This is a genomic window from Pseudidiomarina aestuarii, from assembly GCF_003987355.1.
Classification (GTDB): Bacteria; Pseudomonadota; Gammaproteobacteria; order Enterobacterales; family Alteromonadaceae; genus Pseudidiomarina; species Pseudidiomarina aestuarii.
The window spans coordinates 1,720,654-1,744,561 of sequence record NZ_PIPR01000001.1; the positions used below are offsets into that span (position 1 = coordinate 1,720,654).

Consider the following 23,908-nt stretch of genomic DNA (forward strand, 5'->3'; position numbering starts at 1 on the left):
TGCGTTGAGGGTGAGCACCGAAATGCTCACCCTACCAGCGCTTCTTTTTAGTTATCTTTTAGGCTGCTTTCATTGGTAGCGGCGTACCAAATCATCAGACCAAAGGCGATTTTGTTAACCACGTCAGCTAAGTTATAGACGATGTTCAACGTATCTTGGTCTGCAGTTCCGGTCATATAACCGAGGACATAACCGAGTGGGTAGATTGCCCAACCAATGGTTACGATCCAACGCATTGCTGAATAAGCATATTTTACAGCTGGGCTTGCCTTGGTTGCTGCAGCTTTACCTGCTTCACCAAAGAAGATTTCATACAGAATGTAGAACCAACCCAACATACCGATAATAAAGCCCAAGGTTATGTTGATATAACCTGCTTCACCTAAGTAGCCAGGAATCAGCATCACTAACGTACCAATCAGTAAGCGCCAGAAGATGCCTGCACTTGCAGCACCGATAGCACGTAGAATTAGGTAAAACTCAATCATCAGTAACGGGACGGTCAATAGCCAATCGATATAACGATAGACCGTTGGCGTTTCGCCTGTAGCAACCCATACATCTCGCATGTAGAAGTAATGGAATGCTGCGATAAAAGTTACCAAAGCAGATACGGTTAATGATGTTTTCCACTTACCTGAAACACATTGCGTTTCCCATAAGAAGAATACGGTCGCAGCTGCTAACGCCATTGAAATCAACCAAAAGCTGATACCAACAAAGTCATCAGGCTGCAGGTTTGCAGCGTGTGCGGTTCCCGGCAGTAACATCAGTAGCGCCGGAGCGACAGCAACTTGCCATTTCTTAAGTATTGCGCTCATAAAGCACCTCAACTAAATAAAAGAAAAAGCACCCCGGCATTTACTACTCATCAGCCAATAGGGTGGGTAGGAATGGTTGTAACTGCAAATTGAACAAAATTTGCACTTACAACACATTTACTTAGTAAAGTTCGCAGTATAAGGATCATGAATATTCGACATATTGCATGAAATATAAATTAGACAGGTGAATAAGGGCGCGGCAAATTTATTCCCGAATGCGGTACCACAAGGCATACAGCGCGGGCACAAACAATAAAGTGATCACAGTACCCACGCCAACCCCACCAATAAGAACATAGGCAAGTGGTCCCCAAAAGCTATCTTGAGTGAGCGGCACAAATGCGAGCATGGCAGCAAGCGCAGTGAGAATAACTGGGCGCGCACGTTGCACCGCGGCTTCAACGACAGCACCCGATGTTTCCATCCCGTCTTTGAGGTTATCAGACACTTGCTGCGTCAAAATCAGGGTATTGCGCATGAGTATTCCCGCGAGGCCAGTCAAACCAAGCAATGCCACAAAGCCAAAGGGTTGGTTGAATACAAGTAGCGCAAGCACTGCCCCAATCAATCCCAACGGTGCTGTAGCAAAGACCATGAAGGTGCCACTGAACGAGCGCATTTGCAGCATGATGAAGATGAGCATCAGCGCTACCATCACCGGCTGTAACTTCTGCAACGAACCTTCCCCACGACTCGACTGTTCAACCGAGCCACCAATTTCTATCCGATATTCCACCGGCAGATTTTCTCGAATTTCTGCCATTTCATCCCACAATTCGGCGGTGACGGTGTTGGGTTGTGCGCCACGAATATCGGCGATAACGTTCAGATAGTTGTCGCGATTGTACCGTCGTATGACAGGCTCCTCGTAAGCGATTTGGAGCGTGGCTAGCTGCGCCAGCGACACTTTCTCGCCACGATTATTCAGCACCTCCAAGCTTTTAAAACGTTGGGGAGTAAGTGCTTGCCCAGCCTCACGGCCACGAACCGTAATACTGACCGAACGAATATCCTCGTACATAGCACTAATTGGAGCGCCCTCGAGAAGCAGTTGCAGCTGATCAGCCAGCAGAGTCGGCGTCAGTCCCTGCAATTGCAGCGCACTATGGTCAATATCGAGCTGATAAATGGGTGTTTTTTCATCCCATTCTAAGTGCGAATTATGCGTGTTGGGATGTACAGCCATCAGGTCACGCACTTGATGCCCAATGTCACGCAACTGGTCCATATCGGGTCCCAAAATACGGAAGGTGATCGGCCAATTTACCGGTGGTCCATAGAGTAATCGGTAAACACGCACTCGCGCTTCAGGATATTGGCCCGCAGCCACTTCTTGCTCTAACGCAGCCATTAACGCGTCACGGCTGACCTGATCCTCCATAACGGCAACCACTTTGGCGAAGGCAGGGTCTTGGGGCTCGGGCGCTAAACTAATAAAGAATCGTGGCGGTCCGCCGCCGACATAACTCGCAAGCGACTTCACTTGCTCTTGTTGATTAATAAAGGATTCTAAGCGCCTGACGACAGCATCTGTTTCTGCAATGGCAGTTCCCTGCGGCATGTACACACTCACCAACACTTCCGTGCGATCAGAGCTCGGGAAGAACTGCTTCTGTACCAGAGTGGCCATGCCCACACCGCTTAGCACGAGCAAACCAACCGTCCCGAGAACAACTTTCTTCCGGTGCACCACACACCATTGCACAGTCCTGCGCAAACGCTGATACAGGCGCGAGTTGTAAGCACCCTCACCGTCATCGTGCCCACCCCTGCTCGGCTTCGAATTCCCGATCAGGCGCACACCCAAATAAGGCACAAATATGACCGCTACCAACCAAGATACGATGAGTGCGATTCCCGTTACCCAGAATATATTACCCGCATATTCGCCGACGCCAGATTGAGCAAAGCCAATCGGGAAAAAGCCTGCTATGGTTACCAAAGTACCGAACAACATGGGCGCAGCGGTGACAGTCCACGCGTGTGCTGCCGCTTTAGTACTTTCCCAACCTTCGTGAATTTTAACTAGCATCATCTCCACCGAGATAATGGCATCATCCACCAACAAACCGAGCGATAGGATCAGCGCACCTAGCGTTATACGGTCAAGATTAATGCCCATTAACAGCATAACGAGGAAAGTAATACCAAGGGTCAGGGGTACGGCTAGACCTACAATCAAACCAGCACGAAAACCGATGGCAATAATACTCACCAGCATGACGACCGCGACCGCCATCAGGAACTTAATCTGGAACAGTCCAACAGCTTTATTAATGGCATCGCTTTGATTGGTGAGCACCTCAAGCTGCACACCGGCTGGTATCTGTTGTGTTTCCGCAGCAATAAATTCAGCTAAATTGGCGCCTAATTCTTGCCCATTAAAGCCCGCTTGCATGACCACTCCGAGCAATAAGGCATCATCACCGCGTGAGCGCACAAAATAGCTAGGTGGGTCTTCGTAACCACGCCGAATGGTAGCGACATCGCCCAATGGAACAACACCATTAGCGGTCGGGATCGGAACCTGCGCAAGTTCCTCAGGATTCTCGAGCACGCTATCAACGCGGATATACAAACGGGGGCCGCGGGTCTCAATTCTACCTGCTGGGGTCACCTCGTTTTGTTGTTGAATGGCAGCAAATATGTCTTGCGGATTGACGCCCAGATTCACCAGTCCAGCAGGATCGAACTCGACATAAACACGCTCTGCTCGCTCAGCCAACACCAATGCTTTATGTACCCCTGGTACTCGCTGCAGACGATCACGGATTCGCTCTGTTTCGCGCGTGAGTTCTCGCATGGGTAGCGCTGATTCAGTTGGCCCTCCGGTCACCGCAATCAGGCTAAAATAGACATCATTAAAATCATCTAACACAATCGGACCAATTACTCCGGCAGGTAAGGTCCGTTGTTCATCAATCATCCGTTTACGAACTTCATAAAACAGTTCATCCACCATCTCTGCTGGCGAATATTCCTGAAATTCGATGATGATCGACGCAAACCCCGGCCGAATCGTGGTATCTAACCGGTACACGTACTCGACTTCCTGAATACTTTTTTCGAGCTTATCGACCACTTGGTCCTGCAATTGCTGCGTGGTAGCACCCGGCCAAATCGCCTGCACACTCATGGCGCGCACGGTAAAGGCGGGATCCTCAGCGCGTCCCATAGATGTGAAAGCAATAACACCAGCCAACACCGACAGAATCAGGAAAAATAGCGTAATGGAGCGCTCGCGAACGGCAATGGCGGATAAATTTGGGAAACTCATTGAGGCAGAACTCGCACAGCCGCTTCTGCTGTCAGTACATGCGTGCCCGCAGCGACAACCCTAGTCTGCTCAGTCAGGTCTCCTCGGATAAACGCATATTCACCATCAACGGCAACAACCGTTACTGGCAGTGGATAGACTTTACCATCACGGACTTCCCACACTTGTGCGGTTGTGCAACTTTGTGATTCGTCACTACAGCGTCCATCAACAGCGGAAATAGGTACCTTGCCATTCGCTGCTGTAGACTCAGCGAAGCGAACTTTGACAACGCTGTTGAGTGGTAAATTGGCCGCTGACTTAAGTGCATAACGGGCACGCAAGGTGCGTCCGGAAGCATCTAATGCTCCAGCTGCCTCACGCAATTGAAGCGGAACCACGGATCCGTCTGCCAACAGCAACTCTGCCGTTTGTAAATTGTCGATAGGCTGAGATTGCTGCGGTGGGAGCAACACTTCAATTTCGGTTTGGTCAGCAACCGCAAAACTTGCCACAGCTTGACCGCGGCTTACTACTTGCCCGCGTTCGGCAGTAAATTCAATCAGAATACCGTCAGCCGGTGCTAACAACTGGGCATCAGCAAGTGCCTTTCGCGCCAACTGCAAGCGAGCCTGCTGCGCAGCTCTCTGTTGCTGAGCTTGCGTCAACGCCAATTGCGCTTGATCACGTTGTTGCTCACTGACAAGGTTGGCATCGATGAGTTCTTGAACTCGCTGTAGCTCGGCTTCTGCATTTGATTCTGCGGCAGTAGCAGCCGTTAAAGTTGCTTGCTCGGCTCGTACTTGTTGTTCGAGATCGGACTCCACCAGCCGCATAAGTGGTTGTCCCTTCGTAACTATTGCACCCGCGTTGACGAGTCGCTCGCCCACTCGACCATTCACCTCAAACGCCAAAGGTAGTTCGGTGCGTGATTTCACAATACCGGAGAGCAGCATAGGTCGCGGCGCATTCGCCAGCGGATTGACCACACGCACAGGTCTCGCGTCATCTTGATTTTGTTGCTCGAGCGCAGGACTACAGGCACTGAGTCCAAGTCCCAAAAGTACTATCACTGCCAGTTGTGCGCGCATGACTGTTCCTAATCTCCGAGCTGGTGTTCTTGAGTCTATCTACTATAAATGGCAATAGCGTGAATCACACCCGTTAGATCAAAGAAATCATGCTTAAATACGATCATTTCGGACTCTGAGCACGTAATTATGGTCTGACTTTCGCGAGGTAACCTATGTCACTGACTTATGAAGCGGAGTTTGGTTGTCCATACTGCATGGCTCCAAACTCTATTGAAATTGATGCTGCGAATGACGTCGGCCAGCAGCAAATTGTTGATTGCCAGATTTGCTGTCAGCCCATTGAAGTATGGGTTGAGGAAGATAGTATGGGCGACTTTACTATCATCGCCCGCACAGATGACGAATAAGACCTAGGCAGCGTGATGGCGCTGATAATGCGCTTGTGCTACATCGCGGTGAGAACGTAAGCGCCCCTTCAAAACATTCTCGCCAACTTGATAGAACAGCGGATTCGCGGGATCGCTAGCCGGTCCCTGCGCGAGTTCTGCGAGCTCCGGTGGTAATTCTAATAACGGAACCTCAGCATCCAATTGTGCAGCCATGAAAAAGGCACATGAAAGCCGCTCTTCGGCAACCGGTGGGCTCACTACTCGATGGTAGGTTGCTTTCAGGTATCCATCTGAAGCTAACTCGAGTAACTCACCAATGTTAACAACAAAAGCGCCAGCAAGAGGTTGCGCTGAAACCCAACCGTCTGCGGTTTCTACTTCTAAGCCCGACTGGTCGTCCTGCAAGACCAAGGTTAAATACCCCGGATCTTTGTGTGCGCCGACTCCTTGAGTTTGCTGAGTGTTCGTTCGGCGTGGATAACGAATCAGCTTCATATGCGTATAAGGACCATCTTTGATAGTTGCCTGAAGTGCGTCCGCTGGCTGCTTTAATGCTAACGCAAAAGCTTCCAATAGGATTACGGTCAAATCGGTGAGTTGTTGCTGCCAATCAAGCAACGTTGAACGCATTTCGGGCAATGCATCTGGCCACTGATTCGGACCGATAATCTGCTGCCAGTCCGCTTCAAGTTGCGGTGCCTCGATAGCCAGTTGCTCACGCATGATATCGAACTGCTCGCGAAAGTCAGGCTGCCCACCCGTCAATTCACCCTGCAGCTTGGTGTAGCCGCGGAAATGTGGTGAATTGAGCATTTGCACCGACTCTTTAGCTGCAGCAGGTAGTTGGAAGAACCGCTTGGCAAGCATCATCACTTGTTGTTGCTGCTCATGCGAAATACCGTGATCAGTTAGGTAGAAAAAGCCTATCTCGCGAGCTGCTTTACCGAGCTCCTCAATAAATGCATCACGCGCACTTCCCCCCGCAAACCATTGCGAGAGCTTCAATACCGGTAATGACAAGTTCGTTTGTGCTGGACCCATAGCTGATATCAATTCAAAGAAAAGAATGTGACTACATCATAAGCTGCGATCACGCATCCGCTTAGGATTTGATTTCACTTAGATAGTCCAATTAGCTATATCAGAACGTCTGGACGTCTAAATTTATGCATTGTCGTTTGTTCAAAAATAGGTAAATATTTTAATCATCTGCATGAGGCCACCTTGGAACTCGTTATGGCTATATCGTTCTCGCACATCAGCGCTGGAGCTACAGCGGTATTCGTTGGTTACAGCAGTGCTGTCGTACTCATTCTCGAGGCAGTCAAAACATTGAATGGCTCACCAGAGTTGCAGAGTTCTTGGTTGTTAGCGCTTGGCCTAGGAATGGGGCTTAGTTCGCTCTTCTTATCCTTTAAGTATAAAGCGCCCATTCTGACAGCGTGGTCCACGCCGGGTATTGCGCTACTTATTGTTGCGCTCAATGGGGTCTCCATTCCCCAAGCAGTGGGCATTTTTGTGTTCTCTTCCGCACTTATTGTGTTGAGTGGTTTGAGCGGAGTATCCGACCGAATTATTCGCTACATACCAATTCCGATTGCCGCAGCAATACTCGCTGGAATTCTCATTAAATTTGTTCTCGCTGTAGTGCCCGCGCTGAATCAGGAGCCTTTGATTGCAGGCATCTTAGTGGTCATCTACTTTGTCTTCCGTCATTTGACTCCGCGCTTGGTGTTCTTTTGGGTTTTGTTGGCGGCGATCGCCCTACCAGCATTGCTGAAAGATTTGGAATTAAGTCAATTGAGTGTTAGCGCACCACATTGGGTTTGGATATGGCCGGAATTTAATCTAACCCTCCTGATTGGCGTAGGAATACCGTTGTACGTTGTCACTATGGTCTCACAAAATTTGCCGGGTATTATGATGCTGAGAAGCAATGGGTATGCACCGCGCTTTTCTCCTCTCTTGACCACAACCGGTTTAACCGGACTCATACTCGCACCACTAGGTGCTTTTGCATTGAATCTTGCCGCCATCACGGCTTCAATTTGTCAGTCTACTGATGTCGACCCTGATCCGAGTCAACGCTATAAAGCTGCAATGGCAGGCGGAGTTTTTTATCTTATTGCTGGTCTCGCAAGCTCGCTCATTGTCGGATTATTTTTAATGCTGCCAGCCGCAGCCACCGCAACTCTCGCTGGTTTGGCATTGCTACCGGTGCTTACCGCCAATTTGTTTAAAGCCTTTAGCTCCGATCAACAAGGTGCCGTTGCACCTGTTTTGGCGTTTATCGTAACCAGTTCCGGTGTTGATCTTTTGGGAATTAACAGTTCCTTTTGGGGGCTACTCGTCGGCTTGATAGCCTTTTATTTGGCTCGACGCTTCGATAGGGTGAAAAGCTCATAGCGACAATTTCGAGGACACCATGACGACACTCGCATTCGACGTTTACGGAACCCTAATTGATACTCACGGCGTGGTGGATTTGCTAACCGAATTTATGGGTGATGAGCAAGCGATTGGTTTTTCAAATCGCTGGCGCGACAAGCAATTGGAATATTCCTTTCGGCTTGGTTTGATGCGTCGGTATCGTGACTTCTCATACTGCACGAAAGCGGCGCTAGATTTTACCGATGCTGAATTCACACAGAAACACGGCCGGGCGCTATCGCCACAGCAAAAATCGCAATTGCTAGAACAATACTCAAAACTGCCCGCATTTGATGATGTATCTGCAACCCTACAAAAGCTGCAGTCGTCCGGCTTTTGTTGCTATGCGTTTTCTAATGGCAGCGCTGAAGCTGTGGTTCAACTACTCGATAGCGCGAACATCACACAGTGGTTCGAGGGAGTTATCAGTTGTAAAGATATCGAGAGCTTCAAACCGAATCCAGACGTGTATCAGCACTTCTTAAATCAGGCTAGCGCCCGCGCTGAAGATACTTGGCTCATTTCCAGTAACAGCTTTGATGTTTTGGGCGCAGCCGCTGCAGGTTGGAACACCGCTTGGTTGCGGCGTTCCAAAGCTGCCCTATTCGACCCTTGGGAGATTCAGCCCACGCAAACTATTGCTTCGCTGGCCGAGCTCAAACCGTAGACCAAAGCAATGAGCAATAGCCGGCAAGTGGCTGTTTAAATTGATGCTGCGGAGCTTTTTTGGCTCAAGCTGCGCCAAATAGGTGGCCGGTTTTGACGTAGATGATGGTCTCTTGTTCAACGCGGGGATGATGCTCACTGGCATGGGGACTGCGCAACCATGAGCCTGCTGGATAACGCCCGTGCTCGTCGATGAATTCACCGGATAACACAAAGATTTCCTCGCCACCAAAATGGCGATGTGGTTTGAAAACTTCACCGGCTGGCCATTTTACTAGAGCCACGTGCTCGCCCTCAAAGCTATGCAACGGCATCACTTGAAGACCACCATAACCTGGCAACCACTCGGCCTCATTGGTATTGATGCGGACAGTCGCTGTATCGGCTGGATCGAATTGATGTAATTTAACGAACAAAACGCAGCCATTTTCACTAAAGGGCGCATGTTTAGAGTCAGGTGGATTGCGAATATAGGTACCAGCGGGATAGTTGCCATTTTCATCAGAAAATACGCCATCTAGGACGAAAATCTCTTCGCCAGCAGGATGTTGATGCGTTTTAAAATGCGAGTTCTGCGCATAACGCACCAAACTAGTGGCGCGACCGCGCTCGGCTTCCTCCCGCTCTAACAATTTTCTGTCGACTCCAGCAGACGGACTTGGAACCCAGTCTTCGTCGTTGGTGCGGACCACCACCCGTTTCGAGAAATCCATATTCAGCATTAACGTACCTCTATGACCATTGAAGACTGACTTGTCACAATTGTACGTCACTACTTAAATTATCGACCAGAATTGGAACTGGTCGCGCTATTTGGCGAGACGACTGGAAGCACCTTGAGCGTGCTCATCGTCCGGTGTAAGACTCGCTAGTCGACTACCGACTGAGTAGAGACGTTCGACGTGTTGCTCGAAAGCAATCAGTTCATCGCCACTTAATTGCAGGCTTGATGGAGCTTTCAAATTAAGAGGATTAATAGCCCGACCGTCTTTATGCACTTCGTAATGCAAGTGACGACCTGCAGACAAACCAGTATTGCCAAGGTATCCGATGACGTCACCTTGTTTCACTTTGTCACCCACCCGTAGGCCTTTTTTAAAGCCATTCAAATGCGCATAGAGAGTTTCATAGCCATTACCGTGGTCGATGATCACGGTATTGCCGAAACTACTAAAGCGGTTTGCTCGCTTCACCACGCCCCGCCCAGCGGCCATGATTGGAGTACCTACTGGCGCGCTGAAGTCGATACCTTTGTGAGCACGGTTGTAACCTAAAACGGGATGACGACGATTACCAAAATAGGACGACAAACGCGCACCATTTAACGGAGTCTTCAATAAGAAGCTTTCGGCCAGCTTGCCATCAGGACTGTAAAAGGAATCGTTAAAGCGGATTAATCGGTGATCTTCACCTTCATTAGTGAAGCGCAAATAGGTTAATTCTAGTGGCGTTTGCAGATGATTGAACAAGGCGTGATCAGCTTGAACCAACGTACGTTGATAACGTACTTCCATTACATCATTCGCTTGCACTTGGCGTTGAAAGTCGATGAAATGAGACAGCGCCATAATCGCGCTGCTAATAATATCAAGCGGCACACCAACCGCATCAGCATCACGATACAAGCTATGACGGATGGTAAATCCTCGCTCATCGACTTCTTGATATGTAGGTACCTCGGTTAAAGCAACCGACCAACTGTCATCTTTGTATACGGCTTCGACAACTTCACCATATTCCCGTGCTAATCGGAGTTTGAGCGGTTGCTCGTCGTTTGCCTGATGAAAATCAATCACAATACCGGCCTGCAACTTACCCACGTTAAGCAGAGGTCTTAAAGCCTGCGCCAATAAGGTGACTTGTCGGGAGGTCACGCCCTGTTGGCCAAGCAAAGTCGATAAGTTTTGCCCAGCCCTAAGGGTAATGAGTTTGCCCATTACTGTAGGCTCGACAACCTTGCGTTGAGCTTCCACATGGCGAAACGTTGTGTTGGGTTCTGGTAACACCAACATCGCATCAAACGGCGCTAACGCTTGGGGTATCTTCGCAACATTTTGGGTGTCGCCGCTATCCTCTGCACTGAACGCCCAAATGGTCAGTAACATCACAGCGAGAACTGTAGCAATGTGCCAACGATAATTTGTCATCATGTTACAGTTCCCTTGAAGAATAGTTTGAGGTACGACAATCCTGTTGCCGTTTAGTTCTCATGAAATCAGAGCGCGACACGCTGATCATAATGACTAATGAGTAGAAGCTGCGCGTGAGTCAGTGGTTCATCTGCTGATGTGATGTCATGCTCATGCTGTTCAAGCAGACGCATCATCACCTCATTGTCTTCTTCACCATTCCAGATTTTAATGTAGGTTCCCTGCTTATAACCACGTTGCTGACGCAAGTTGTTCAATGCGTTTTTACCGATGTAGGTTAAATACACAGTATTAGCATCACCGTACGCGTTCACCAAAAGCGCCATCAACGAATTGAAGAACTCACGACCGCATTGCAGAGGTTTGCCGCCCGAGCCATCGACTGCCAAAGCCGAAATCAACTCTTTGCCATCAGTAACTACTTTTTTAGCTTTGGCGCCATCTACAATCAGACTCGCAACGTAACGCGAGGCATGTTCAGTACTGTCACCGGCATCACATGCATTTTCAACTGCATCAGATATCGCAAAATGGAGAATGTCGATTAGCTCCATATTGGCTTGGCTCCAGTCAGGAGTCTGCTTTTTCCACCACTTATAGGCGGTGTGTTCGAAGTACTCCCCTAACTCCACCAAGATAGCTTTGACATCGTCCCGCTGCACTTGCGGATTCTCTGGGTAGTCAGGATCAATCACTTGGTTAAAAGCGATTTGCATACGGACGAGTTGTTGCGCTTGCTCTGGTGTCATGATGCCCCTGCATAATCGGTGACGTTGAAGAATAGAAGAATACCTGAATTACACTGATTTTTGGAGTACTGTTTGTAGCTGTCTAAGCGTCTCTCAACCCTGCACCAATCGCAGTTTTAAATCGTAAGCAAGCACACTGATAGATAAAATCTATTAAGCTATTCGGAAAAAGACACTGCAAATAAGCGCAAAGTCTGTCTATAGTCTATGCTCTAAAGCTACAAATAGTAGTTTGTCAGATTCGTTCGAACCTATCATCAACTACAGTCAACTGGAGTGATCTATGGAAAAGAAAGGTATGGGTGGCTGCCCCGTCATGCACGGCGCACAAACCAAAAAGAGTGGCAACGGTGCCACCAATGCGGATTGGTGGCCAAACCAATTAAACCTTAACATCCTGCGTCAGCATTCAAGCAAAGCTGACCCTATGGGTGAAGATTTTAACTACGCGGAAGAATTCAAAAAGCTCGATCTGGATGCAGTCAAAGCTGACCTACACGCGTTGATGACAGACTCGCAAGACTGGTGGCCAGCAGATTACGGTCACTATGGTCCGTTCTTTATTCGGATGACTTGGCACGCTGCGGGTACTTATCGCGTAGCTGACGGCCGTGGGGGTGGCGGTACGGGTAACCAACGCTTTGCTCCGTTAAACAGCTGGCCAGACAACGGCAACTTGGACAAAGCTCGCCGTTTATTATGGCCAATCAAGCAAAAATACGGCAAAGCACTATCATGGGCTGACTTGTTCATCCTGACCGGTATTGTTGCGCACGAATCGATGGGCCTGAAAATGGTCGGATTTGGTGGCGGTCGTGCTGACATTTGGCATCCAGAAGAAGACATTTACTGGGGTACCGAATCTGAATGGCTGGGCGATAAGCGTTACAGCGGCGATCGTGAACTCGAAATGCCATTGGCGGCTGTGCAAATGGGTCTGATTTACGTCAACCCAGAAGGTCCAAACGGTAACCCAGATCCAGTTGCTTCAGGTCGCGACATTCGCGAAACCTTCAAGCGCATGGCCATGAATGACTATGAGACCGTTGCACTAGTCGCAGGTGGTCACACCTTCGGTAAAATGCATGGTGCTGCGCCTGATTCAAACTTAGGGCCAGAGCCTGAAGGCGCGCCAATTCAAGAACAAGGCTTAGGTTGGAAGAACAAGTTCGGTAAAGGTCATTCAGAAGATACGATTACTTCTGGCCTCGAAGGTGCTTGGACGCCGACTCCAACTCAGTGGGATAACAGCTACTGGGAAACCTTGTTCGGCTATGAGTGGGAATTAACAAAGAGCCCAGCTGGTGCCCATATTTGGAAGCCAAAAGATGGCGCAGGTTCAGACTCAGTGCCAAGTGCACATGAGAAAGGTGTCACCTACGCTCCAACTATGTCTACTGCTGACATGGCGCTACGTTATGACCCTATTTACGAGCCGATCTCTCGTCACTTCATGGAAAATCCTGCGGAGTTTGCGGAAGCGTATGCAAATGCATGGTTCAAACTGCTGCACCGTGACATGGGTCCAAAAGCACGTTATTTGGGTAAAGACGTCCCTGCACAAGATTTCGTCTGGCAAGATCCGGTACCTGCGGTTAATCATGAGTTAGTGAACGCTGCAGATATCAAATCTTTGAAAGACAAGATTTTGGCATCAGGCCTGTCAGTGAGCCGCTTAGTAAATACTGCGTGGGCTTCTGCATCAACTTTCCGTGGTTCAGACTTCCGTGGCGGCGCAAACGGAGCACGTATTCGTTTAGCACCACAGAAAGATTGGACAGTGAACGAGCCAGCTCATTTAGCTGAAGCGTTGAAAGTGTTTGAAGGCATTCAGTCTGAGTTCAATAGCTCAGCGGGTGGCAACAAGCGCGTTTCATTAGCGGACTTGATTGTTTTAGGTGGTGTTGCTGCTGTTGAGAAAGCCGCGAAAGACGCTGGCTACAATGTCGAAGTACCATTTACTCCAGGTCGCACTGACGCAACGCAAGAGCAAACTGATGTTGAGTCATTCGAGTACATGGAGCCTGAAGCAGATGGTTTCCGCAACTTCCAGAAAGCGAAGTTCACCGTAGCAACCGAAGAAATGTTGGTTGATAAGGCACAATTGCTGGGCTTAACCGCTCCAGAAATGACTGTGCTGGTCGGTGGTATGCGCGCACTGGGTGCGAACTACCAAGGCTCTAAGCATGGTGTATTCACGTCACGTGTTGGCCAATTAACGAACGATTTCTTCGTGAACTTACTCGACATGGGTACTGTATGGTCACCTGTTGATGATCAAGAAGAAGTATTTGAAGGCCGCGACCGTAAAACGGGTGAAGTGAAATACACCGGTACACGCGTTGACTTAGTCTTCGGTTCAAACTCTGAACTGCGTGCCTTAGCCGAAGTCTATGGCTCAAGTGATGCAGGTGAGAAGTTCGCTAAAGACTTCGCCAAAGCCTTCGCGAAGGTTATGGACGCAGATCGTTTCTAATAGAAACTTGGTCTTCATGTTCTAACAAAGGGCGCTCAGTGAGCGCCCTTTTTAATTTGCAAAAAAGCTAAACTTTTTGGTGGTTTGGAGCGTCACTAGTGAGCTCTAATAGCTGCACGAATTACAACACGGAGGTTAAAATGCGTATCTCTAGCATCCTATTTGGTATGAGTTTATTGAGCGCCCAAGCACTCGCTAACGAGGATAACCAACGCTTCAATTTGATTGCTCCCGAAGCGTACCAAACTGAAATTGATAGCGCACTTACAACGGCACAAAAGCGTTTCGCTCAATGGTTTGGAGAGCCAGAGCTAATTGATGTTGTGCTCACCGAAGATATCGAAGCAATGCAAGCCGTTGATGTAACTAAACTGGCTCCGCTGCGGCTGGTTTTTGCTCGACAAGTATTAGCTGCGAAACAGCGCGATAATCAAACGTTGGGAAGTGTGTTGGCACATGAGGTCTGCCATCTTTGGTTCATCGAGTGGGTTAAGTCTCAAGGGTTTGAACAGGAGCGTTTACAACCGCTCCCAGCATATGGACATTCAGCTATTCCCGATTGGTTTGACGAAGTGGTTGCAGTGGGTTGTGAAGGAACTGAAATGGCAAATATGCGCCGCACTATGGATTTTGAACTAGTCCCAATGCACACGTACATGACTCAGATCCACCCTGTCTATGCACAGATAAAGGCGCAGATCCAAGCTCAACTAGCAGCTCGCTCTGACGCTGAGAAAAAATCGGGTCAGGCCGTATTTTCCATGCAACTTGATGACGATGCACCACGTCATTTCTATCGACAGTCTGCTTGGATGTCCGACTTTATTAGCTCTCAGAAGACAGAGTCATTCAGCGCGCAATGGCTGAGTCAATTTGTGACTGCAGGTAGCAACCCAGATCAGCAAGCCGAAGCTCTTGGCTTCAGCTCTGCCGCTGCACTCGAACAGTCATTTACTGAATTCGTGCAATATCAGCGGCCTTAACGAAAGGCTTGTCCAAGTTTAGTGAAGTAAGATAGAAAGAGCGTTGCTAATTTGTCAGCCAATTCTCGGTCAGGATACAAGCCGGCCTTTGCTGTGGAACTCTGTAAGGTACCGGAAGCGAGAAAGTGATTTTTCAGTGATTGGCGCTGAATGACACATTCGAAGGCACGCGCAGCCATTTCTTCCGGTTGGGAATAATACTGAGTTCCTGCCGCCAAGTCATAGGCTGCGCAATGCTTGAAGAATGCACTGGGCTCGCGCCCATTCGACGCCAGAAATAAGCAGCGATAGGCCAGATGCAGAATTTGGTTCAACGGATGACCATGCAATGGTGCATGGGTGAGCCAATGACGGCTTGCAAATACAGAGGTTGCTGGCGGCCTCTCGAATAACTTGCCCGCAATATAATGATCAAAAGCATGAAACCATTCATGCGCTAAGCTACCACCACCCGCATTCTTAGCAAGTGCTAATACGCGGCCATTAGAGAGATAGTGAGCACTCGCTCCCGGACGACCACCAATACCAAAGTGCAAAGCTAAGGCACCGCGGCATGAGATCACCGGTGACGGTACCTGCAGAATATCTTGTAAGTCACAAAAGGCATCAAAAAACAGGTTTGCCGCATGTTGCTGTTCGGCAGCCGTCACCCAACGTCCGATACGAATGGAGTAGAATCCAAAGATAGAACGGATATCTTGGAAGGATACGTCTGCACCCGCGCGGTGAGGCGGACCGTTGCGAAAGTACTCACGGGTCATAATCGACATCGAAACTGCTGAAACCTTGTGATAGCTTTACTGACATTACGCGTATAGTAAACGAAACGATTATCGCAGTACTACATACACAAGGATTCACTATGAAACTCTATGAAACGGCTACCGCACCAAATCCACGTCGGGTGCGCATGTTTTTAGCAGAAAAAGGATTATTGGATCAGGTTGAGTGCATTCAAGTTGATATCGCGAAGGGTGAGAACCTCACTCCCGATTTCGTTGCTATGAACCCAATGAAAAAGGTACCCGTTGCACAATTGGACGATGGTACCTGCTTAGCGGAAACCATGGCGATTTGTCGTTATATAGAGGCGTCTCATCCCGAAACAACGCCCTTGCTTGGTAACGATGCCAAAGAGCAAGCGCTAATTGAGCAGTGGTTGCGGTGGATAGAGTTCTATTTTATGACTCCAACAGGTATGGGCTTTCAGCACACCAGTGGTTACTTCAAAGACCGCATGAAGGTATTTCCTGATTACGGTGCCGAATGTCTAAATCAAGTGCGCGAGTTCATGAAATTTCTCGACAAGCATTTGGAAGGCAAAGACTATATTTGTTGCGACCGCTTCACCGCAGCCGACATTAATGCCTACACTACCATTGCATTTGCCCGTGTGGTGAAAATTCGCATCGGTGACGATCAAGCAAACTTAAAGGCTTGGTTCGACCGTATTAACAGCCGTCCATCCGCAAAAGTCTAATTCAGCTATTGAGTGCCGCAGTGTCGATAACCAGGCAATTGCGGCCATCACCTTTCGCATGATACAGCGCGCGATCGGCTCGAATCAGCAGTTCTTCAGCAGATTCGTTGCGCTGCAATTCAGCAATGCCGATACTGACTGTGACCTGTGCGTCACGACCAAAATCTTCGAATTGTGCTTCCTCAACGGCAATCCTAACGCGCTCTAAAATCCGGCGTGCCTCATAGACATTGGTATGGGGCAGTATCACCGCAAATTCTTCACCACCCCAGCGTGCTACCACATCGATATCACGCACGGTCGCTTGGATGATTCGCGAGATTTGCTTCAATATTTGGTCTCCGCCGGCATGCAAATAACGGTCGTTAATGGCTTTAAAGTGGTCCAGATCGAGCAAACCAATCGTTAGACTTGTCTGATGTCGCTTGCCACGACGTACTTCTTCGCCCAATCGTTGGTCGAATGCACGGCGGTTTGCTAATCCAGTTAACGCGTCTTGAAGCGCTAACGTTTCCAGCTCTTGAGTTTGCTCTCGGACCATTTTTTGCAGACGCTTACGAGTGTTCTCTAGCGCCCTAATTCGCCAATGCACCGAGCTTGCGGTAATAGTCAGTGCGCCCATTACCAACACAAACCAGAACCACGGCTGCTGATAAAAATACGCCGGTTTATGGAAATGGAAATCAGTGGGCAAAGACCACTGCCCTCCCGGATATTTAGTGCGCACTGAGAATGTATATTCACCCGCAGGTAAAGCGGTGTATTCCGTGTTTAAAATACGTCCGCGATCTATCCAGTTGTCGTCAAAACCACGTAAACGCACCTGGTACAAAATGTGTTCAGGCATGTAATAACCTAAGCCAACATAGCGAAATTCAACGCGACTGCTATTCGGATCGAGCTCACCACCATTAGCCAGAATACCCATGTCGGTTCGCACTGACTCAATCACGGCTGGTGGCGACTGCACACCATGATCTTCAACCTGGGTTGGGTCAACTGCTACCGCTCCCAGTGCAGCCGCAAACCAAATGTGTCCATCACGGTCAACAACGGATGCTGGTCCACCGGTGGTCAGCTGACGCGTGATCATGCCATCTGCCTCGGTAAATAACTGGTAACCTACGGTATCAACTTCTTTCTTCAACCACGCCTGCAAGTCATCGGCAGGAATTCGTAAAATACCTCGAGAGCCGCCCAACCAAAGATTCTCGTTTGCATCAAAGTTAATCGTGAAACTCTTGTCAAATGGCAGCCCATCGCGGCGTGATAACCAGCGCCAGTTGGGCGTTTCGATTGACCGCGTTAGTAAACCTTGGTCGGTTGCAAACCAGACGCTATCTTGGTGGAATACACCGGCAAAGGTATTGCGAGCGTTGGTAAATGAGGCCAGGTCAACAGGCTTGGGAATCCACGAGTAGGGTTGCTCGGTAAGGGCAAAGTAAGTCATTGAGGAAGTCGAGGTGACCCATAACGAGCCTTCGCCATCAATGGTAATTGACGTCACAAAATCCGACGCCATGCCATCGGCAACCGTGTAACGTTTCAGTGGACGAATACTGCCCGGCATTCCCTCAGCCAAAATTAAACCATTGGGCGTCCCCAGCAGTAACAAGCTCGTCCCGGGAATACTTTTCACTACCCGAACTTCGCTATGCGTGAGACCTTGCTGACGTCCCAACTGAGCAGTCACCTTACCATTAGTGAGTTGTAATACGCCCTCGGTATATGTACCCACATAAACAATATCTTCACCCACAGGCTCAATCGATAATACCGATAAAGCTTCCAGGAGTGGATCATTCTCAACCGCCTCAAAACCGCGCGCTGCGCGACGACTCACACCATCGTTGGTGCCTACCCAAAGCAGACCGCTGTCATCAACATTAATACTGCGCACATAGGAACCTTTCAACCCCTGATTCGGCGTGAAGCTGGTAAAGAGCGAATCTCTGAGTTGCGCAAATCCACCGTGTGTTGATACCCACATGTTGTTTTCGCGGTCTTTGAAAATATCCAGCACGTGCGAATTAGGTAAGCCATCAGCGACACTAATCCAGTCCTGTGAATCTGAGCAGAGACGTCCTAGCCCATATTCAAAAGTACCCACCCACAAACAGCCTTCAGGTCCTTCTTCAATTGCGGTGATGGGGCCATTCACTGGGTACGGCCATGGTCGAAACGGCTGATCGGGTTGATTCTGAAAGAACATCCCATCATCTGATGCGATAACCATCATGCCATTGGAAAGTAGGCGTAGTGCGCGAATTTGCACGCTGGGAATCGAGCGCTCAGGAATAAATTGGTCGGAAACACCGTCGTAATAGGCAACGCCACTCTCCGTTCCCACCCACAGTCGCGGTTGGCGTTTGCCAAGGTCAGGCGCAGCATAGAGTCGAAATGAAAAGTCTGCGGGAAGTCCATGTGCAGTGGTGTAATGGGTATGCGAGCCATCTGCAGCAATTCTAAACACGCCATTGGCTGTTGCTGCCCAACGCTCGCCTAAATCATTGATGACGGTCTCAAACACATAGCCACTATCCAGGTTATTCGGTTGCCATTCTTTGCCGTCAAACGTAACCCAACCACCGCGTGGACCGCCGACAATCACGGTATTCGTATTCTTATCAATGGCAAGGTCTAATGCGCCTTGCTCTGGCATTTTTGTGATGTCTATATTATCGAAGACAACAAACTCGCGGCCGTTATAACGAACGGGGCCTTCCCAGGTTGCTAGCCACAGATAGCCTTCATTCGATTGCGCAATGCGATTAACAGAATTATGCGGTAACCCATCGCGTGTGCTCCAAGAGCGCAGGGCGTGCTGATTCAGTGGTTTGGATGCCACCGAGGTAACGAGTGGCGAGGAGTTCGATACAGTGTCTTCTGGAATGTCCGAAGACTGAGCAAATAGTGGAGCAGGAACGGAAATGAGGAATAGAGCTACGCTAAGCGCAAGCCATCCAATGCCATCATTTCGCATCCGTTCTACCCCATTGTATTCAGCAGTCAGAGTTATCTATCCGGCCATAGCATTCGCTTCAATATCGGCAAACGGAACCGGCACTAGCGCCTCAAACGCAGGCTTTGCTAAATAGTACCCTTGGAAGAGGCGAATGCCTAGTCCCACCAAGAAGTTGAATTCCTCTCTCGTCTCAATACCTTCAGCAAGCACTTGAGTTCCTTGCAACTGACATTGCTTGAGCGCTTTGGCGACAATCGCCTGTTTCTCTGGATGTTGTGGAATATCGCGGATTAAATCCATATCCAGTTTCAAAATATCAGGCCGTAAATCAGTCAACCAGTCCATACGAGCATAGCCAGCACCGTAGTCGTCAATTGCTGTTTTGAAACCGCGCTTCGAGTAGCTACTAAAAATACGTTGGAGATGGTTCTTATCAATAATCTGCTCACCTTCGGTCACTTCAAAAACTAATTTAGTGAGATCAAATCCGTATAGGTCTGCAGCTTCTATCGTCGCGCGAATGCAGCTCTCAGGGGTATACACCGCATTGGGCAAGAAATTGATATTGAGGTAAGTATTGCAACCTAAACGAGCTGCTGTTTCGATGGCTTTGACACGACAAGCTTGGTCAAAGTAGTAACGATTGTCGTCATTAATACGCTCAAAAACCCAACCGGCGCCTTGCCCTTCGGGACCACGTACCAATGCTTCATACGCCACAATAGTTTTACGGTCCCAGTCAATAATTGGCTGGAACGCCATCTTAATTTCAAAGCCTAATGACTTACCGCTCAGGCAGTCACGGCAGGTTTGTTGTTTGATCGACTCTGGAAAGTCCATGTAGTGCTCATAATTATAGAAACCAGAATAAGGTTATCGTCATAAACACGTCATACTTTAGCAAAAAGATCACTCAAACCTTAATGTAATTCCCATCCGCAGCTGGTGATAGGCCTCGCTGGCAAGATCCGCAAGCAATGTTGGGTTCGCTCTGCCCTGCGGTGTCAGGGTGAGTAATAACACATCTTTACTAGCCTGGGTCTTTAATAGGAGTTGGGACGTTTGACGATCGGTATTAAACAACACAGCGAGTCGCAACAGCGCTAGCACGCGAACAACATCAAACTGATGATAGAGCTGTAATGGTGGGATATCTTCAATAAAAACTTTCTTGCGGAAATGCCGTACTACAGCAGCTAACAGCTTTTGTTGCTCCTTATTGAAGCCCGGCATGTCCGTATGCTGCAAAATATATCCAGCGTGGCGCTGACGAGAGCTGAAGTTGATATGTAAACCAACCTCATGCAACAGTGCCGCCCAACTCAGCAGTAGACGCCATTCTGGATCAAGCAATCCCCACTCAAGAGCTACCTGCTCATATAAATCGAGGACGGTTTGTTGAACCCGAGTAGCTTGCTCGCGATCAATACTGTAGCGAATAGCAATACTTTCAATGGTGCGTTGACGTACGTCGTCATGGTATAGCACTTGCTCAGCAAGCTCATAGAGAACGCCCTCGCGCAGCGCGGCATCATGAGCCTCTAATTGCTCTATATTAAGCTCTTCCATTAATCCAATCAAAATGGCGAGGCCACCTGCAACGATAGGCGCACGCTCTTCATCTAATCCAGGTATTTGCAGTTGTTGAATGGTTTTAAACTGCAGGAGCTCCGCTTTGCACTCATAGAGGTGGTGTAAGGAAATTATCGGTAAAGCCGATTGGGTTTTATGTTGCACCCAATTCGCAATCGCTTTTATTGTACCCGAAGTGCCATATATTTGTGTTTGCGTATATTTTCGCAAACCCTTGGCAACAGACTCCAGTTCGCGTTTGGTTGCTACCACTGCTTTGTCGAAGCGCTTGGCTGAAATCGCACCTTTTTTGAAGAATCCCTCGGTGTAACTAATACACCCCATGCTCAATGATACGAGCTGTTGCGTCTGTAAATCGGTACCGCCAGCAAATTCGGTACTGCCGCCGCCGATATCAATCACCAACCGCTTACCCTCGCCCGCCGTAGTTTGTGCTACCCCAGCGTAAATCAGGCGCGCCTCTTCATGGCCAGAAATGATTTCGATAGGAAACGGCAAAATACTTGCTGCTTTGGCGAGGAAAATGTCACTATTTTCTGCTTCTCGCAAGGTGTGCGTTGCCACCACGCGTACTTGGTCAGGACGGAAACCTTGGAGCTTTTGTGCACAAATAGCGAGCGCTTCAAGACCTCGCTGCATAGCTTTATTACTCAGTTTGCCTTGCTTGAGACCCGCCGCTAAACGAACTTTCTGTTTAAATCGAAGCAGCGGCTGCAAACTGTGATTGTCAACCCGCGCAATGAGCAAATGAAAGCTATTTGAACCTAAATCCAGCGCGGCAAATTGAGGCAGGTCCGATTCTGAGACGGGCGCTAGGTGCGGGTCATTCATTTGGCTTTTTGCTCCGCTTGCAGATATTTGTAGATCTCAACTTGTGAACGCAGCTTCTTGCGATTCCCGCGCTTCACATAACGATTGATTTGTTCCGAGTCGATGATGCGTGCCTTTTGATTATCCTTCCATTGCAACTCGAGAATATCAAGAATCATTTGCTTTGCCGCATCATCGTGAATAGGGCATGTTGCCTCAACCCGATGATCAATATTTCGGGTCATGATATCAGCAGAGGAAATAAAGACTTTTGGCTTTCCTTGGTTATGGAACACATAAACACGAGGGTGCTCAAGGAACCTATCTACGATACTTCGAACCTGAATCGTTTCGCTCAAGCCACTCAAACCAGGCCTTAACGCGCACATACCGCGCACAATGGCGCGAACTTTCACACCAGCGCGACTGGCTCGATAGAGCTGAACAATAATGGCTTCATCGACTAGGTTATTGAGCTTCAGGAAGATTTCACCCTTGCCACCCTCGTGAACAGCTTTGATCTCATCTTCAATTAGACTGACCAGCCGATCACGCGTATTTAAGGGTGACACCATTAACTCGCGAAACTCATAGCGACGATAAGGTTGCTCAAGGTACTGAAAGACTTGCTCCACTTCTTGGCAAATGGTTGGCGCACACGTCATTAATCCAAAATCCGTATATACCTGCGCGGTTTGCTCGTGAAAGTTACCGGTTCCGATATAAGCGTAGCGCCGCGCAAGCTGACCTTCGGAGCGATGCACCAATAAGAGCTTGGAATGAACTTTGATACCCTGAATACCAAAAATGACACGAATACCGGCGTCGGTCATGTCTTTGGCCCATTCGATATTTGCCTCCTCGTCGAATCGAGCCTGCAACTCCACCATTACCACAACCTGTTTGCCGTTGTGCACGGCATCCATCAATGAGTGAATAAGCCGAGAATAACGAGCTACACGATATATGCATATGTGTATAGTTCTGACAGCAGGATCATAAGCTGCCTGGCGCACTAACTCCGACACGTGCGCAAACTTGTGATAGGGGTAATACAACAGAATATCGCGTTCAGCAATCGCATCGAAAATGTTGTCAAATTTGGCGAAACTGGCATGCTCAATAGGCGGCAACAATTCATTCTCGAGCGACTTGCGACCGATATTGGGAAACTTGGCAAAGTCACGCGTATTTCGATACCGTCCGCCACCCACCAGCGAGTCGTAGGCATCCATATCGAGCTTGTCACAGAGGAAGCGAAGCATCGCTCCTGGCATGGCCTTATCAAACACCAAGCGCACTGGGTCAGCTTTTACACGCTGCTTTAAACCCTCTTCCATGCGCTCCAGAACACTTTGTTCGATGTCGTAGGTAAGACGGTAGTCCGCATCCCGAGTCATTTTAAACGAGAAGGCACGAATTTTATCGAACGCGATAATGCCGCGAAATAGCTCGCTCATGAACATCAAGATGATGTTATCCAGCAAAATCACATCTTTGCGCCGCTTACTGCCGTGATAGGGTAGTAAAATAAACCGACTCAGTTCATCGGTAGGCACTTCCACAGCGGCATAGTGCGTGGTGCCATTTTGTTCTAACTGAACGCAGAAGTAGATGTGGTCTTCTTTCAAGACCTCGACCAAATTGGTGCGGTCGGTAATGAGTAGCGGGACGATGTGGCGTTTAATCTTGTCATGGAAGTATTGCAGCAACCATTTCTGCTGATTGGGCTTTACCTGTCCTTCGTCGATAACATAGATATTCTTCTTCGCAAGCGCAGACATAACCTGTACTTGAATGCGATCAAACTGCTCTTGCAGGGTAATGACTTTTTGTTGAATTTGGGTCAGCAGTGAACTGGCGTGGTCGCGATCTTCCGCGAGTTTTTCGAAATGAATACGACGTCTGACATCGGCCACTCGAACCTGAAAAAATTCATCCATATTACTGGAGAAAATGCCGAGGAACCGAATGCGTTCAATCACTGGAACATGGTCATCAGCAGCTTCTTGCAGTACCCGCTCATTAAACGCTAACCAGCTCAGCTCTTTTTCAAAAAACTTCATGACACCGCAGACCTCATCGTTTGCCTGCTAGCATCCT

At 48.8% G+C, this 23,908-nt stretch carries 18 protein-coding genes; 6 read left to right on the forward strand and 12 right to left on the reverse strand.

From position 1 onward, the window contains the following. Nucleotides 1-47: 47 nt before the first annotated feature. The 3 genes from CWE22_RS07855 to CWE22_RS07865 all read right to left on the reverse strand — a co-directional run bounded on the left by CWE22_RS07855 (nucleotide 48) and on the right by CWE22_RS07865 (nucleotide 5,171). Nucleotides 48-821 carry a bacteriorhodopsin-like gene (locus CWE22_RS07855; protein WP_169930770.1) on the reverse strand — a complete coding sequence of 258 codons (774 nt, stop codon included), beginning with the start codon at nucleotides 819-821 and terminating at the stop codon, nucleotides 48-50. A 208-nt stretch (nucleotides 822-1,029) separates the two neighbouring features. Next, the gene (locus tag CWE22_RS07860; RefSeq protein WP_169930771.1) at nucleotides 1,030-4,101 is read right to left on the reverse strand and encodes an efflux RND transporter permease subunit; all 3,072 of its coding nucleotides are present in this window, start codon (nucleotides 4,099-4,101) and stop codon (nucleotides 1,030-1,032) included. Further along, a complete protein-coding gene (locus CWE22_RS07865) occupies nucleotides 4,098-5,171 on the reverse strand; it encodes an efflux RND transporter periplasmic adaptor subunit (protein ID WP_169930772.1) in 1,074 nt (357 codons plus the stop codon). Before CWE22_RS07865 ends, CWE22_RS07860 begins: the two co-directional genes overlap by 4 nt. Before the next feature lie 155 nt (nucleotides 5,172-5,326). Between CWE22_RS07865 and CWE22_RS07870 the strand changes: the two genes are divergently transcribed. Continuing rightward, nucleotides 5,327-5,521 (forward strand): zinc ribbon domain-containing protein, encoded by a 195-nt coding sequence (locus CWE22_RS07870; RefSeq protein ID WP_169930773.1) that lies wholly within the window; start codon nucleotides 5,327-5,329, stop codon nucleotides 5,519-5,521. 3 nt (nucleotides 5,522-5,524) lie between these two features. Here the strand turns inward: CWE22_RS07870 and CWE22_RS07875 are convergent, their stop codons facing one another. After that, entirely contained in the window at nucleotides 5,525-6,544 is a 1,020-nt protein-coding gene (locus CWE22_RS07875) for an isopenicillin N synthase family dioxygenase (RefSeq protein WP_169930774.1), read from the reverse strand. Nucleotides 6,545-6,727: 183 nt separating this feature from the next. Between CWE22_RS07875 and CWE22_RS07880 the strand changes: the two genes are divergently transcribed. Further along, nucleotides 6,728-7,909: a benzoate/H(+) symporter BenE family transporter gene (locus CWE22_RS07880; protein ID WP_275069058.1), complete on the forward strand. Its 1,182-nt coding sequence runs from the start codon at nucleotides 6,728-6,730 to the stop codon at nucleotides 7,907-7,909. A 19-nt stretch (nucleotides 7,910-7,928) separates the two neighbouring features. Continuing rightward, a complete protein-coding gene (locus CWE22_RS07885; RefSeq protein ID WP_169930776.1) occupies nucleotides 7,929-8,600 on the forward strand; it encodes a haloacid dehalogenase type II in 672 nt (223 codons plus the stop codon). A 64-nt stretch (nucleotides 8,601-8,664) separates the two neighbouring features. Here the strand turns inward: CWE22_RS07885 and CWE22_RS07890 are convergent, their stop codons facing one another. The 3 genes from CWE22_RS07890 to CWE22_RS07900 all read right to left on the reverse strand — a co-directional run bounded on the left by CWE22_RS07890 (nucleotide 8,665) and on the right by CWE22_RS07900 (nucleotide 11,498). Next, complete coding sequence (locus CWE22_RS07890) at nucleotides 8,665-9,321, reverse strand: cupin domain-containing protein (protein WP_169930777.1); 657 nt, start codon at nucleotides 9,319-9,321, stop codon at nucleotides 8,665-8,667. A gap of 87 nt (nucleotides 9,322-9,408) precedes the next feature. Further along, nucleotides 9,409-10,749, reverse strand: a complete 1,341-nt coding sequence (locus tag CWE22_RS07895) for a M23 family metallopeptidase (RefSeq protein WP_169930778.1) — start codon at nucleotides 10,747-10,749, stop codon at nucleotides 9,409-9,411. Between the two features lie 65 nt (nucleotides 10,750-10,814). Beyond that, complete coding sequence (locus CWE22_RS07900) at nucleotides 10,815-11,498, reverse strand: dUTPase (RefSeq protein WP_169930779.1); 684 nt, start codon at nucleotides 11,496-11,498, stop codon at nucleotides 10,815-10,817. A gap of 283 nt (nucleotides 11,499-11,781) precedes the next feature. Between CWE22_RS07900 and katG the strand changes: the two genes are divergently transcribed. Both katG and CWE22_RS07910 read left to right on the forward strand, forming a co-directional pair. Then, on the forward strand, nucleotides 11,782-13,974 hold the full coding sequence (gene katG / locus CWE22_RS07905; protein WP_169930780.1) for a catalase/peroxidase HPI: 2,193 nt from the start codon (nucleotides 11,782-11,784) through the stop codon (nucleotides 13,972-13,974). A 140-nt stretch (nucleotides 13,975-14,114) separates the two neighbouring features. Next, a complete protein-coding gene (locus CWE22_RS07910) occupies nucleotides 14,115-14,957 on the forward strand; it encodes a hypothetical protein (protein WP_169930781.1) in 843 nt (280 codons plus the stop codon). On the opposite strand, the gene CWE22_RS07915 is transcribed toward CWE22_RS07910, so the two are convergent. After that, on the reverse strand, nucleotides 14,954-15,727 hold the full coding sequence (locus tag CWE22_RS07915; RefSeq protein ID WP_169930782.1) for a CLCA_X family protein: 774 nt from the start codon (nucleotides 15,725-15,727) through the stop codon (nucleotides 14,954-14,956). The genes CWE22_RS07910 and CWE22_RS07915 overlap by 4 nt on opposite strands. Before the next feature lie 92 nt (nucleotides 15,728-15,819). Between CWE22_RS07915 and CWE22_RS07920 the strand changes: the two genes are divergently transcribed. Then, nucleotides 15,820-16,437, forward strand: coding sequence for a glutathione S-transferase family protein (locus CWE22_RS07920; RefSeq protein ID WP_169930783.1), 618 nt, complete (start codon nucleotides 15,820-15,822; stop codon nucleotides 16,435-16,437). A 1-nt stretch (nucleotide 16,438) separates the two neighbouring features. Here CWE22_RS07920 and CWE22_RS07925 read toward each other — a convergent pair whose 3' ends face one another. The 4 genes from CWE22_RS07925 to ppk1 all read right to left on the reverse strand — a co-directional run bounded on the left by CWE22_RS07925 (nucleotide 16,439) and on the right by ppk1 (nucleotide 23,871). Continuing rightward, the gene (locus tag CWE22_RS07925) at nucleotides 16,439-19,420 is read right to left on the reverse strand and encodes a ligand-binding sensor domain-containing diguanylate cyclase (RefSeq protein ID WP_169930784.1); all 2,982 of its coding nucleotides are present in this window, start codon (nucleotides 19,418-19,420) and stop codon (nucleotides 16,439-16,441) included. A 36-nt stretch (nucleotides 19,421-19,456) separates the two neighbouring features. Next, entirely contained in the window at nucleotides 19,457-20,242 is a 786-nt protein-coding gene (locus CWE22_RS07930) for an EAL domain-containing protein (protein ID WP_169930785.1), read from the reverse strand. A gap of 69 nt (nucleotides 20,243-20,311) precedes the next feature. After that, nucleotides 20,312-21,826: a Ppx/GppA phosphatase family protein gene (locus CWE22_RS07935; protein ID WP_169930786.1), complete on the reverse strand. Its 1,515-nt coding sequence runs from the start codon at nucleotides 21,824-21,826 to the stop codon at nucleotides 20,312-20,314. After that, complete coding sequence (gene ppk1 / locus CWE22_RS07940; protein WP_169930787.1) at nucleotides 21,823-23,871, reverse strand: polyphosphate kinase 1; 2,049 nt, start codon at nucleotides 23,869-23,871, stop codon at nucleotides 21,823-21,825. Before ppk1 ends, CWE22_RS07935 begins: the two co-directional genes overlap by 4 nt. Nucleotides 23,872-23,908 lie beyond the last annotated feature (37 nt).

Coding starts and splice junctions, on each gene's coding strand:
- CWE22_RS07855 (WP_169930770.1), bottom strand. CDS start 821: ATGAGCGCAATACTTAAGAAATGGCAAGTTGCTGTCGCTCCGGCGCTA.
- CWE22_RS07860 (WP_169930771.1), bottom strand. CDS start 4,101: ATGAGTTTCCCAAATTTATCCGCCATTGCCGTTCGCGAGCGCTCCATT.
- CWE22_RS07865 (WP_169930772.1), bottom strand. CDS start 5,171: ATGCGCGCACAACTGGCAGTGATAGTACTTTTGGGACTTGGACTCAGT.
- CWE22_RS07870 (WP_169930773.1), top strand. CDS start 5,327: ATGTCACTGACTTATGAAGCGGAGTTTGGTTGTCCATACTGCATGGCT.
- CWE22_RS07875 (WP_169930774.1), bottom strand. CDS start 6,544: ATGGGTCCAGCACAAACGAACTTGTCATTACCGGTATTGAAGCTCTCG.
- CWE22_RS07885 (WP_169930776.1), top strand. CDS start 7,929: ATGACGACACTCGCATTCGACGTTTACGGAACCCTAATTGATACTCAC.
- CWE22_RS07890 (WP_169930777.1), bottom strand. CDS start 9,321: ATGCTGAATATGGATTTCTCGAAACGGGTGGTGGTCCGCACCAACGAC.
- CWE22_RS07895 (WP_169930778.1), bottom strand. CDS start 10,749: ATGATGACAAATTATCGTTGGCACATTGCTACAGTTCTCGCTGTGATG.
- CWE22_RS07900 (WP_169930779.1), bottom strand. CDS start 11,498: ATGACACCAGAGCAAGCGCAACAACTCGTCCGTATGCAAATCGCTTTT.
- katG (WP_169930780.1), top strand. CDS start 11,782: ATGGAAAAGAAAGGTATGGGTGGCTGCCCCGTCATGCACGGCGCACAA.
- CWE22_RS07910 (WP_169930781.1), top strand. CDS start 14,115: ATGCGTATCTCTAGCATCCTATTTGGTATGAGTTTATTGAGCGCCCAA.
- CWE22_RS07915 (WP_169930782.1), bottom strand. CDS start 15,727: ATGTCGATTATGACCCGTGAGTACTTTCGCAACGGTCCGCCTCACCGC.
- CWE22_RS07920 (WP_169930783.1), top strand. CDS start 15,820: ATGAAACTCTATGAAACGGCTACCGCACCAAATCCACGTCGGGTGCGC.
- CWE22_RS07925 (WP_169930784.1), bottom strand. CDS start 19,420: ATGCGAAATGATGGCATTGGATGGCTTGCGCTTAGCGTAGCTCTATTC.
- CWE22_RS07930 (WP_169930785.1), bottom strand. CDS start 20,242: ATGGACTTTCCAGAGTCGATCAAACAACAAACCTGCCGTGACTGCCTG.
- CWE22_RS07935 (WP_169930786.1), bottom strand. CDS start 21,826: ATGAATGACCCGCACCTAGCGCCCGTCTCAGAATCGGACCTGCCTCAA.
- ppk1 (WP_169930787.1), bottom strand. CDS start 23,871: ATGAAGTTTTTTGAAAAAGAGCTGAGCTGGTTAGCGTTTAATGAGCGG.